Here is an 11492-nt window from a genome sequence, read left to right as displayed (position 1 = left end):
GCTTCGCCTCACGCCAGCTTTACTGCGTCGGCGTTGAGCATAGGCAGCAGCTGCCCGTTCTTGCCGACGCGGTACAAACGCAAGCGCTCGATATCAGCCAGTTCCACCGGCAGCTGCAAAGCATACCGCTCGTTTAAAGCGTTCAGCAAATCCACCGCCTTCATGCTGCCAGTCGGCGTAATTTTGCAGTCAAAGGAAAAAACCGTATTTTCACCTTCGACAGTCACCGTCAAATGGGGGATATAAAACTTCACGTCGATTTCCTTAAAGCCGGCCTTCGTTTTCGGCGCAGCCTTTTTAAAGAGCAGCTGCGGCGCGGCGTTAAAGTCTGCCGCCGCCTCGCTGATGTCGGCAGCCCAAGGCAGCGTCACGCGGTACTCCGCTCCGGCCGCCTGGCTCATCAACGCCGCATGATGGGTATCCACCGCGTCCGCCGCCAGCACGCGAATGCCCCGGGGCAGCGCAGCGTCCAAAGCCTGTGCTGCCGCCAGCACCTCCATGGGCTCTGCTAACTCGATTTCAACAAATTCCGTATAGCTGACTACGCCCACGCCCAAAGCGGAGGCCAGGCTGAATTTCAAATGAGGATTAAAGCCCTCGGAATAAGCGGCAGGCAGCTTGGCGCGGCGAATGGCGCGCCCGATGGTGCGCACATATTCCAAATGGGAAATAAAGCGGATTTCCTGGTCCTTGGTTATTTGCATACGCAGCTTCATTCTGCCTTCGCCTCCTTCTGCCAATCGATAATTTTTACGCCCAGCTTTTGGCACACGCCGCAGCCGGTGCAGCTGCTGCGCCGACAGTCGTGGGTCAGCTGCTGCGCATAGGCCTTCTGCCATTCGTTCCACAAAAAGCGGCGCGCCACGCCCGGAGAAATATGCTCCCAGGGGAACACTTCATTTTCACCACGCTGGCGGGCAGCGTAAAAGTCCTTATCCAGCCCCGCCTCGCTGATGGCCTCCAACCAACGCTCATAGGAAAAGCAATCGCTCCAGCCGTCGAAACGCGCGCCCTTCTGCCAGGCCAGCAGCAGCGCCTTGCCTACGCGCCGGTCGCCGCGGGCAAAAACAGCCTCGATGATGCCGGTCTTGCCGTCGTGATAATTCAACGTCACGTTTTTGATCTTCTTGATTTCGTCCTTCAGCAAGAACTGCTTGCGGCGAATGGTTTCCAAATCGTTTTGCGCGAACCACTGAAAAGCTGTGTAAGGCTTGGGGACAAAGGAAGAAGCGCTCACCGTCACCTTGCAGCCCCGCTTGCCCGTAACCTGATAGTATTTATACTGCACCTTGCGCGCCAAATCGGCAATGGCCAGCACGTCCTCGTCGGTTTCATAGGGCAGGCCAATCATAAAGTACAGCTTGACGCTGTTCCAGCCCGATTCAAAGGCCGCGCCCACAGCGTTCATCAAGTCCTCCTCCGTGACGCCCTTATTGATAACGTCGCGCATCTTTTGACTGCCTGCTTCGGGCGCAAAGGTCAGGCCGCTCTTGCGCACGGCCTGCACCTCCTTGGCGATGGCCACGCAGAAGCTGTCGATGCGCAGGGACGGCAGGGATACGCTGACCCGCTCGTCCTTAAATTCTTCAATCATGCTGTGTACCATGGGCGCCAGGCAGGAATAATCGGCGCTGGACAGGGACACCAGGCTGATTTCGTTATAGCCCGTATTATCCACCAGCTTACGCGCCAAATCCTGCAAAACCTCCGGCTTGCGCTCGCGCACCGGACGGTACACCATACCCGCATGGCAGAAACGGCAGGCGCGGCTGCAGCCGCGAAAGACCTCCAGCATAATGCGGTCATGGACAATTTCACCAAAAGGCACGATAGGCGCAGTTGGGAAATCCACCGTATTCATATCCTTAACCACCCGCTTATACACCACGGGCGGCACGTTTTCCGCCAAGGGCACTACTTCCTTCAGCGTCATGTCCTCGTTGTACAACGGCTGATAGAAGCTCGGCACATAGATACCGTCAAGCTGCACGACCCGGCGCAAAAAGCCCATGCGTCCGCCACTGCGGCCGTTTCTTTTCCACTCCATATAGCAAGCCATAACCTCGTGCATAACCTCCTCGCCCTCGCCGATAATGGCAAAGTCGAAGAAATCCGCCAAGGGCTCCGGGTTATACACGCAGGGGCCGCCCACGATAACGAAGGGGTCGTTTTCGCCGCGCTCCTGGGTCAGCAAGGGCACGCCGCCTAAGTCCAACATATTTAAAATATTACTATAACTCAGCTCGTATTGCAGGGTAAAGCCCACAATATCGCACTGGCTCAAAGCTTTTTTTGTTTCCAGCGTGCGCAGGGGAATGCCGCGCTCCCGCATTTTGGCTTCCATATCTATCCAGGGAGCGTAAACACGCTCGGCCTGCACACCCTGCTGCCGGTTGAGCAGATGGTACAAGATTTTAAAGCCCAAATAGCTCATGCCCACCTCGTAGACGTCGGGAAAGGCCAGCGCGATGGTTGCCTCTACCTCCGCCTGCGGCTTGATAATGCTGCCAAATTCGCCGCCGGTGTAACGCGCAGGCTTCTGCACGCTGCTTAATATATCAATGGTCAAATCCTTCTCCATAAATCCTCCTAAAATTGCAGGTTCTGCTTGCGCACCTTAATATTCAGCAGCAAGGCCACCAGCATCAGATTAGTCGTCAGCGAGCTGACGCCATAACTTAAAAAGGGCAGGGGTACGCCCGTTACCGGCATAATACCGGCGGTCATGCCAATGTTGACCATCACATGGAACATGAACATACTGGTTACGCCCACCGCCAGCAGCGTGCCGAAATTATCGTCGGCGTCCAGGGCGATAGCGATGCCGCGCCAAATGATGATGGCATATAAAATGATGATGAACGCCGTACCGATAAAGCCAAATTCCTCACCGGCTACGGCAAAAATAAAGTCCGTATGGTTTTCCGGCAGAAAGTTCAGCTGGCTTTGCGTGCCCGCCAGCCAGCCCTTGCCCAAAAGGCCGCCGCTGCCGATGGCGATTTTAGACTGAATAACGTGATAGCCGCTGCCGAAGGGGTCCAGCTCCGGATTCAAAAAAACGCGGATACGGTTCTTCTGGTAATCCTTCAAAATCAGCCAGAATACCGGCAGCAGCGCCACAAAAAGCACACCCAGGCGAAAGAACCATTTATATTTAAAGCCGCTGACAAAAATCATGCCGACTAAAATAGCGATGAAGGTCAGCGAAGTACCTAAATCCGGCTGGCGCATAACCAAAATGAAGGGCACAAAAATATAAGCGAACACCGGAAGATAATCCTTAAAATTTTCCAGCCATTCAATGCGCTTATCCATAAAGGTTGCCAGACAGATGATTAAAAAGACCTTGGCAAATTCGCTGGGCTGAAAGGAAAGCGAACCAATTTGTATCCAGCGCTGCGCTCCCAGCTGGCTATGGCCGAACAGCATAACGGCTATCAGCAGCACTACATTAAAAATGTACAGCCTGCTGGCATAATTCTTCAGCATCCGGTAGTCAAAGGCAAAGGAAGCCGTAACCAGCAGCAGGCCAAAGGCCATAAACATGCTTTGGCGCTGCACATGCCAGGCCTTGCCCGTGCTTACGGCAAAGGAATGGGTGGCGCTGTCTATAAGCCCCAGGCCACAGCCCAACAGCAGGACTACGGCAGCGACGAGCCACCAATCCAGATTTTTCAGGATACGCTTAACGTCCATAACACCGCTCCCTCCCTACTGCTGCGCCTGCCGGACGCCGTCCGCCTGCTCCGGCGGGTCTTCGGGCATCCAGCCGCGTTCCTTGAAGAATTCCTCAAAGGCTTTATAAACTATGGGGCCGGCAGCCGTCGAGCCGAAGCCGCCCTGCTCCACAATGCAGACCACAACCAGCTCCGGGTCGTCCACAGGACCGTAGGCAACGAACAAGCCGTGGTCGCGTCCATGTGAATTTTCTGCCGTACCGGTTTTGCCGGCGATAGGCTTGGGCAGCCTGCTGAAATAAGAAGCCGTGCCGCCCTCCTGCGTGGTCGCGCTCATGCCCATACGCATATAGTCGATTGTCTGCTGGGAAACGTCGATATGCTTGCCCTCAGCCCTCTTAGGCTTGGCAAACATACTGCCGTCGGGATTAGTAATGCTGTCCACCAGATAGGGCTGGTACTTCATGCCGCCGTTAGCGACAATACCCAGCATTACCGCCAGCTGAATCGGCGTCGTCAGGTTAAAGCCCTGGCCGATGGCGGCGTTGAAGGTGTCGCCCAAGCGCCAGTCCTCGTCCCAAATATCGCGCTTTACCTGCTTGGAGGCCACCAGGCCCTTGCTTTCGCCCTCCAAATCTATGCCCGTAGGCTGACCAAAGCCATAAATGCGGGCATACTTAGCAATATTATCGATGCCCACGCGATAGCCCAGCTCATAAAAATACACGTTATCGCTCATGGCCAGCGCCTTGATGAAGGTCAGCCAGCCCAGCACCTCGCCGCCGGCGTTGCCCATGGTAGGTACTAAAGGATGAAAGCCGCCGTCATAAATGGGCTCGTCCAGCCGCACCTTATTCAGCTCAAAGGCGGCGCTGCCCGTAACTATCTTAAAGGTAGAACCGGGCGGATATTCGCCGCTAATAACCTTATTATTCAGCGGATAGCTTTCGTCATTGTTAATTTTATTCCAATCCTTGGAGGAAATACCATGTACAAAAAGGTTGGGGTCGTACCCCGGACGGCTGACCATGGCCCGGACTGCGCCGCTGCGGGGGTCCAGCGCCACTACGGCGGCAGCGCGGGCGCCGGAGGCAATACCGCTGCTGCGCAAGTAGGCCAAATGCTTATCCGTAAAATCCTCCAGCGCCTTCTGCAAACGGTAATCCAGCGTCAGGCGCAGGTTTTTGCCAGGCACAGGCTGCACGGAATCATAATGCTTTACCACGCTGCCGGCAACGTCCACCTCCTCCATAAAGGCTCCGTCTTCGCCGCGCAGGTATTTATCATAGCTCATTTCCAGCCCCGTCTTACCCACGATGCTGCCCTGGGTTACGTTTTTAAACAGCCCGTGCTCAATCTCGTAGGGACTGACCTCGCCCACATAGCCTAAAGCGTGTACCGCCAGCTCGTGATAAGGATAGGTACGGATGGGCTGCACCGACAGCATAACCTCCGGCATATAGCGCCGCTGCTCCTCGATGCGCGTTACCATTTCCGGCGACAAATTATTTTTAAGCATAATGGGCTCGTAATAATTAGCGCTGTCCTTGATTTTTTCCTCAATCTTTTCTACGGGAATATCCAAAAGAGCGCTCAAACGCTGCAAGGTTTCCGGCTTGTAATCGGCCTGCTTCTGCAGCACCACCGCATAGCCCGGCAGATTGTTGACCAGCTCATGCCCATCCTTATCGTAAATGATGCCGCGGGGAGCGATAATTTTGGACTGACGCAGGCGGTTGCCGTCCGACTGCTTGGAATAATAATCGCCGCGCCACAGCTGCAAATACACCATACGCCCCAGCAGCACGGCAAACAGCAGCAGGCACAGAGCCAGCATCGTCTGCAATCTTATTGTTTGATTTTTATTAAGCACGCCCTGCGCCTCCTTTCACGCCGCTTTATCAGTAGGAAATATCTTCCTCTTTTATCCACTCGTAAACGCGCTTTACCAGCAGCACCACCGGCGCTACCAAAAGCATATTGCCCAGAATATAGCCTAGGCTGTCTACAGCATAATCAAAAAAAATGCCCCAGCGGCCGCCGCTGCGCACCAGCTCCAGCCACCAGTAGCAAAAGCGCACACACGCGCTGCACAGCGCAATGGCCGTCATGTGAAAGGCCGCGTTGTCCTTGACTACCTTTTCCTTAGTCAGGCCGACCAAAAATCCCAGCGCCGCCCGTGTCAGCATATGATAGCCGAAAATTCCCACGGTCATAGCGTCCTGCAGCAGGCCCACGCCCAGCCCCGCCGCCATGCCGAAATATTCGCCGCGCACCATAGCGAAGGCATACAGCACCAGCAGCGGCAAATCGCAGGCCAGCCACCCGGTATAGAATACGGAGGCCGCTCCCTGTACCAGCAATAAAAGCAGAAACAGGACGGGCCAAATCAGTCTCCTCATTGTGCCTGTCCTCCCTGCGTTTCCAATTCAATTTTTTTCACCGGCGTAAAAGCCGTAATTACCAAAACATGCTCCACATCCGCTATATCGGCGGCGGCATGCACCTCGGCCTCCTGCAGCAGGCCCACGCTGTCCATACGGGTAGCCGTCACCGTACCAATCAGGATATCCGCCGGATGGCTGCCGCTGTAGCCGCTGGTCACGATAACGTCGCCCTGCCGGATATCGGCCTCACGAAAAATATGCTCTAAAAGCAGCGTATCGCCAAAGGCCGTTTTGCCGCCAATAACGCCCACAGCACGGGACCCGGCACGCAGCACGCGAGCGCCCACCTTAAAGCGCGGCGAATTGAGCAGCAGTACGCGGGCATAATCGTCGTAAACCTCGTCCACTACGCCTACCAGGCCGCCGTTGACCACAGCCATTTCCCGCCGCAGGCCCTTGTCCGCCCCGGCGTCGATATACATGCAGTCGCGCAAATCGCCGTAATTACGGGAAATAATCTTCGCCGCTACCACCGTTTGGCTTTGGTGCTGCTCCTTATAATCCAGCAGCGCCCGCAGCTGCAAATTTTCGGCGTAAATAGACGCCATCCGAATATTAGCATTGCGCAGCTGAATATTATCCTCTTTTAATTGTGCATTTTCACTTTGCATTACTGTCAGCGCTTTCCAGTAGCCCCGCAGGCTGTTGCCCGCGTTGCCGATACTGTTCAGCCCGCTTTCCGCCGGCAGCACCACCGCCGCTACGACGCTGTTGACCAGAGGGAAGCGGCTTCTTCCCGCCACGGCCATCGCCAGAAGCGACAGCAGGACGAAAACCGCCAGCACGCCCAGCATAAATTTTTTACTCATGCTGCTGCACCTGTTTATTTAGAAGTCATAAAGCCCTTACGGTAAACATCGATATTTTCCACGGCGATGCCCGTTCCCAAAGCCACGCAGTTCAGCGCTTCGTCGGAAACGAATACGGGCATGCCTGTTTCCTGCGAAATCAGCCGATCCAGATTGCGCAGCATGGAGCTGCCGCCGGTCATCACAATGCCGCGGTCCATAATATCGGCGCTCAATTCCGGCGGCGTACGTTCCAAGGTATTGCGCACAGCGTCCACAATCATGCTCACGGGCTCGTCCACCGCCTCGCAGATATGGTTGGCGTTGACCTCGATGTTTTTCGGCAGGCCGCTGAGCAAATCGCGCCCACGTACTTCCATAACCGCAGGGTTTTCCACCGGCATGGCGGTGCCGATTTCAATTTTAATATTTTCCGCCGTGCGTTCACCAATCAGCATATTAAAGGCTTTGCGGATATAACGCACGATTGCGCTGTCGATAGCGTCGCCGCCGCAGCGCACGCTTTTGCTGACTACGATGCCGCCCAAAGAAATGACCGCCACCTCGCAGGTGCCACCGCCAATATCAACCACCATGCTGCCGGTAGCCTCCTGCACGGGCATGCCTGCGCCGATAGCCGCAGCCATCGGCTCCTCGATAAGATAAGCCTCGCGGGCGCCGGCCTCAATGGTCGCGTCGATAACGGCGCGTTTTTCCACCTCCGTAACGCCGGAGGGCACGCCTACCAGAATACGTGGGCGCACAAAAGTACGGTTGCCCATAGCCTGCTTAATAAAATATTTCAGCATGGACTGGGTAATTTCGTAATCGGCGATTACGCCGTCCTTCATGGGACGAATAGCCACGATATTGCCCGGCGTGCGGCCGATCATGCGCTTGGCCTCCGCGCCGATAGCCAGCACCTCGTTAGTATCCTTTTCCACAGCCACTACCGAAGGCTCACGGATAATGATGCCCTTGTCCTTGCAGTGTACCAGCGTATTGGCCGTACCCAAATCTATACCCATATCGTCGGACATATTATTAAAAATGCTAAAATTAGGGAACGTAAATTTCATGCTTGCCTGTCCTCCTACGCCTCTAAGGCTCCTTCTTCCTGAAAGCTGTAATAGGTGCCGTCGCCGATAATCACATGGTCCAAAAGCGGAATGCCCAGCGTCCGCCCTGCCGCTGCCAAAAGCTGCGTCAGCTCGCGGTCCTCGCGGCTGGGGCGCGGTTCGCCCGACGGATGGTTGTGCGCCGCCACTATGGCCGCCGCTCCCTGCAAAATTGCCGGCTGAAAAACCTCCCGCGGATGCACCGGCGCGTTATCCAGCGTCCCTTCGGACACCAGCTGCGTACCTATTACTTTATTTCTGCTGTTCAATAAAACCACTATAAACTGTTCTTTTTTAGCGTAGCGCAGACGCGGCATTAAAAACGCTGCGCAGTCCTGCGGCCCGCTGAAATGAATTTTATCTAAAGGGCGGGCGGACGCAATGCGCCTGCCAAGCTCCAGAGCCGCCAGCACAGTAGCTGCCTTGGCCTGCCCCAGGCCCCTTATTTGCATAAGCTCGTTGATATCCCGAATTCCCGCCAAACGCCGGTACAAGCCGCCGTCAGCCGTCAGCTCGCCCGCCAGGGCCAAAGCCGATTTGTCCGCCGTGCCCGTTCGCAGCAAAACTGCCACCAGCTCCGCGTCGGTCAGCGCCTCCACGCCGCGCAGAAGCATTTTCTCCCGCGGCCTGTCCTCCAAGGGTATCTCTTTAATCGTTTTTTTGTTGTTAATATTGTCGATACTGCTGAAATCATTACTGCCGCGTAAACGGCAGGCCCTGCCTCCGCAGTTTTTAATCACCAGTCATGTCGGCTCCCAATTCCTTAAACATTTCGTACAGCATGGTCAAGGGCAGTCCTACTACATTATTGTAGCAGCCGTCGATTTTTTCTACCAGCAGCGCGCCCCTGCCCTGAATACCATAAGCGCCCGCTTTATCCAGAGGCTCGCCCGTAGCGACATACTCCCGGATTTCCTGTGCGCTCAGCCTGCGGAAAAGCACGCTGGTAGCGCAGTCTTTATACAGCTCCCGTCCGCGGTAACGCACCGCCACGCCGGTAATCACCGTATGGCTGCGACCGGATAAACGGTTCAGCATAGCCTCCGCTGCCGCAGCATCGGCAGGGTTGCCCAAAATATCCTCGTCGATAACGACTATCGTATCCGCTGCGACCACGGGAACAGCGTCCCCCTGCGCCGCCGCCACCGCACGGCATTTGCCGCGGGCATTATTCACGGCCACATGCCGCGCCTCCGCCGCTTTGCCGTCAGCCTCCGCAAAATCTGCGGGGCAAACCTGCACGCGGACGCCGACCTGCTCCAGCAAGGCCAGCCTGCGCGGTGAAGCCGAAGCTAAAACCACCTGCATCATTACGCTCCGTTCTAGCTCTTCCTGCTCATATCGATAACCATTTCCTCGGCCTGAATTTCAAAAATTACAGGCTGCCGTCCCTGACGCACAGCGTCGCGTCGGAAAATGCGGGCGTAGCTTACGGTTACTATCAGCCACAGCACCACGCCGCCGGCAATAAAGGGCAGCTTATCCATATGGAAAAAGGTCGCCAGGCTATTGCCAAAAGCCACGCCGGCCAGCACGCCGCCAAGAGGCAGACCGTACATAATCAGCTTAGCCTTGGTTTCGTCCATATCGCGATATTCGGCGCCAACGATATCCCCTGCCTTGGCGCCCACGGGATTCCAGCAATCAAGGTACTTAGGCAGGCCCGTAAGCTCGCTTTCCGTTTTATCAACCTTGACCTCGGCTCTTTCGCCGTGCTTCTTTACAACTATACCTCTAATTTCAGTCATGCGCTACAAACCCTTCCTTTATCAATATGCATGCACAAAAACATACCAGTAGCCAAAGCCGAAAACCACGCCGTAAATAGCAAAGAATACCAGCACGCCCTGCCAGCAGACGGGATAACCGAAATTGATATCCTCGCCGAAAATACCGCGGCGGTTAAAGAAGGTATATTTTTTGCGTTTTCTGAACCAGGCCAGCTTATTATCCGGCCCTACCAGCTTAGCCACAAGATAAATATACGCAAACGCGCCGAAAAAAACCTGCATAACCCGGGAGCAAATGGCCACAGGCGCTACGTTTTCCAAGCCTTCCATAAACTAAAACCTCCTACCGTAATTAAAGCTGAATGAATTTGTCCGGCATTTGTCTGCGCAGCTGCTGAATAAATTTATCGCTGCACTTAAACAGCAGCCCGGCCAGCTTATTTTTTTTGCCTTCAGTAAATACTAATAAACGTTGGGGATTATTGTCCAAAGAATTGTAACGATGAATATAATGGCTGATTTTCGTCTTGCGGAAAAAGCTCTTGACGTATTTGTCCGTAAAGCTTTCGGTACGCGTTAAATCCACAAAATAGCTGTGCTTGATAAAGCCCAAGCCGCTGGTCACGACCTCCAAGCGTTTATCCTTATACAGAATCAGCGTATACTTAAAGGCCACGCGCCAAACCCACAGCGCCAGCAAAACAAAATCCATGCCCCAGCCCAAAAGGTTAAAGCGCCGGCTTTCCTGAAGGCCCTGCCATTCGTAAACGAACAGGCAGCCGATAAGGATAAGCGCAGCTCCCGCAAAAATTTTCCTTTCAAAACCGGTACTGGATTCCTCACGATAGATTTCTTCCAAAGTATTCCCTCCATCTTTAACGTGTAACAACACTATTCCATTTTTAATCTTAATAATTATATCAAATTTCACAGCTAAAGCATATACCCAAAGCCGGTAAATAGCAATAAAAATGTGAATTTTAGCGCAGGCGAAAACGTACTGACGCCAAGGCTTTCGCGCCAATATAAATTGCTCAGAACAAGCGCCTTCGCCAAACGCCCGCTCATGGATTATACAAAATCATATGCAGAATAGTGGTTTCAGCTCCAATATTGCGATAGGAATGCCTCGTATCGCCCTTGAAGCGTATGCTCTCGCCTTTAGTTACGGAAAAGCGTTTATCTCCCGCTTCTATTTCCAGCGTTCCGCAAAAAATAGTAATAAATTCCGTCGTCCCCCGAAGATGCGGCTCGGACTGCAAATAGCTGCCCGGCTCTAATTCCAGGTAATAAACGGCAAATCTGCGGTTTTCATCATCCGGAAAAATAGAATAATTTTTTACCTTGCCGCCGTCCTCTAAAAGCGGCTGTATTTCAGAGGTTTTAACAATTTCATAGGGAACTTTGGGTCGAACCGTCAAAGCGTCGAACGGCACCTTCATTCCGTTGGATAATTTCCATAACGTAGAAATCGTCGGGTTGCCCTCGCCGCGTTCAATTTGGGCCAGCATACTTTTGCTGACGCCGCTTAATTTTGCCAATTCGTCCATGCTCAATTTATTTTCTTCCCTAAGACGCTTAATATTTTTGGCAACAATCATATTCATCGTATCCACAAAAAATTTACTCCTCTCTATTGACAATATAGCGCACTTATTATATCATTAAATCGCACACAATGTGATATATCGCACCGTTTGTTATATTATATAATTTTATTTTTAGCTTGTAA

13 protein-coding genes are annotated in these 11492 nt (G+C 53.8%); all 13 read right to left on the bottom strand.

The window, feature by feature from the left end:
* Nucleotides 1-8 precede the first annotated feature (8 nt).
* Entirely contained in the window at nucleotides 9-716 is a 708-nt protein-coding gene (locus QZ105_RS00270; protein WP_293727843.1) for a TIGR03936 family radical SAM-associated protein, read from the bottom strand.
* Nucleotides 713-2581, bottom strand: a complete 1869-nt coding sequence (locus QZ105_RS00265) for a TIGR03960 family B12-binding radical SAM protein (RefSeq protein ID WP_293727842.1) — start codon at nucleotides 2579-2581, stop codon at nucleotides 713-715. The genes QZ105_RS00270 and QZ105_RS00265 overlap by 4 nt, the downstream gene beginning before the upstream one ends.
* Before the next feature lie 8 nt (nucleotides 2582-2589).
* Nucleotides 2590-3696, bottom strand: a complete 1107-nt coding sequence (gene rodA / locus QZ105_RS00260) for a rod shape-determining protein RodA (protein WP_293727841.1) — start codon at nucleotides 3694-3696, stop codon at nucleotides 2590-2592.
* 15 nt (nucleotides 3697-3711) lie between these two features.
* Complete coding sequence (gene mrdA / locus QZ105_RS00255; RefSeq protein WP_293727840.1) at nucleotides 3712-5550, bottom strand: penicillin-binding protein 2; 1839 nt, start codon at nucleotides 5548-5550, stop codon at nucleotides 3712-3714.
* A gap of 28 nt (nucleotides 5551-5578) precedes the next feature.
* On the bottom strand, nucleotides 5579-6079 hold the full coding sequence (gene mreD / locus QZ105_RS00250) for a rod shape-determining protein MreD (protein ID WP_293727839.1): 501 nt from the start codon (nucleotides 6077-6079) through the stop codon (nucleotides 5579-5581).
* Nucleotides 6076-6933: a rod shape-determining protein MreC gene (gene mreC / locus QZ105_RS00245; protein ID WP_293727838.1), complete on the bottom strand. Its 858-nt coding sequence runs from the start codon at nucleotides 6931-6933 to the stop codon at nucleotides 6076-6078. The genes mreD and mreC overlap by 4 nt, the downstream gene beginning before the upstream one ends.
* Nucleotides 6934-6947: 14 nt before the next feature.
* Nucleotides 6948-7991, bottom strand: coding sequence for a rod shape-determining protein (locus QZ105_RS00240; RefSeq protein WP_293727837.1), 1044 nt, complete (start codon nucleotides 7989-7991; stop codon nucleotides 6948-6950).
* A gap of 14 nt (nucleotides 7992-8005) precedes the next feature.
* Entirely contained in the window at nucleotides 8006-8770 is a 765-nt protein-coding gene (gene radC / locus QZ105_RS00235) for a DNA repair protein RadC (RefSeq protein ID WP_293727836.1), read from the bottom strand.
* Nucleotides 8763-9338, bottom strand: coding sequence for a nucleoside triphosphate pyrophosphatase (locus tag QZ105_RS00230; RefSeq protein WP_293727835.1), 576 nt, complete (start codon nucleotides 9336-9338; stop codon nucleotides 8763-8765). Before QZ105_RS00230 ends, radC begins: the two co-directional genes overlap by 8 nt.
* A gap of 14 nt (nucleotides 9339-9352) precedes the next feature.
* The gene (locus tag QZ105_RS00225) at nucleotides 9353-9778 is read right to left on the bottom strand and encodes a SoxR reducing system RseC family protein (RefSeq protein ID WP_293727834.1); all 426 of its coding nucleotides are present in this window, start codon (nucleotides 9776-9778) and stop codon (nucleotides 9353-9355) included.
* 21 nt (nucleotides 9779-9799) lie between these two features.
* Entirely contained in the window at nucleotides 9800-10090 is a 291-nt protein-coding gene (locus tag QZ105_RS00220; RefSeq protein WP_293727833.1) for a hypothetical protein, read from the bottom strand.
* A 22-nt stretch (nucleotides 10091-10112) separates the two neighbouring features.
* On the bottom strand, nucleotides 10113-10619 hold the full coding sequence (locus QZ105_RS00215; RefSeq protein WP_293727832.1) for a hypothetical protein: 507 nt from the start codon (nucleotides 10617-10619) through the stop codon (nucleotides 10113-10115).
* Nucleotides 10620-10824: 205 nt separating this feature from the next.
* Nucleotides 10825-11376, bottom strand: coding sequence for an XRE family transcriptional regulator (locus QZ105_RS00210; protein ID WP_366935930.1), 552 nt, complete (start codon nucleotides 11374-11376; stop codon nucleotides 10825-10827).
* Between the last annotated feature and the right edge of the window lie 116 nt (nucleotides 11377-11492).

The organism is uncultured Phascolarctobacterium sp., assembly GCF_905212365.1.
Taxonomy (GTDB): Bacteria; Bacillota; Negativicutes; order Acidaminococcales; family Acidaminococcaceae; genus Phascolarctobacterium_A.
The sequence above is the reverse complement of the archived record's forward strand: the minus strand, read 5'-3'. Positions and strand labels throughout refer to the sequence as shown.

Excerpts from the sequence above, each read along its gene's own strand:
- QZ105_RS00225 (WP_293727834.1), bottom strand. The coding sequence starts at position 9,778 with ATGACTGAAATTAGAGGTATAGTTGTAAAGAAGCACGGCGAAAGAGCC.
- QZ105_RS00230 (WP_293727835.1), bottom strand. The coding sequence starts at position 9,338 with ATGCAGGTGGTTTTAGCTTCGGCTTCACCGCGCAGGCTGGCCTTGCTG.
- QZ105_RS00265 (WP_293727842.1), bottom strand. The coding sequence starts at position 2,581 with ATGGAGAAGGATTTGACCATTGATATATTAAGCAGCGTGCAGAAGCCT.
- QZ105_RS00270 (WP_293727843.1), bottom strand. The coding sequence starts at position 716 with ATGAAGCTGCGTATGCAAATAACCAAGGACCAGGAAATCCGCTTTATT.
- QZ105_RS00220 (WP_293727833.1), bottom strand. The coding sequence starts at position 10,090 with ATGGAAGGCTTGGAAAACGTAGCGCCTGTGGCCATTTGCTCCCGGGTT.
- QZ105_RS00240 (WP_293727837.1), bottom strand. The coding sequence starts at position 7,991 with ATGAAATTTACGTTCCCTAATTTTAGCATTTTTAATAATATGTCCGAC.
- rodA (WP_293727841.1), bottom strand. The coding sequence starts at position 3,696 with ATGGACGTTAAGCGTATCCTGAAAAATCTGGATTGGTGGCTCGTCGCT.
- mreC (WP_293727838.1), bottom strand. The coding sequence starts at position 6,933 with ATGAGTAAAAAATTTATGCTGGGCGTGCTGGCGGTTTTCGTCCTGCTG.
- mreD (WP_293727839.1), bottom strand. The coding sequence starts at position 6,079 with ATGAGGAGACTGATTTGGCCCGTCCTGTTTCTGCTTTTATTGCTGGTA.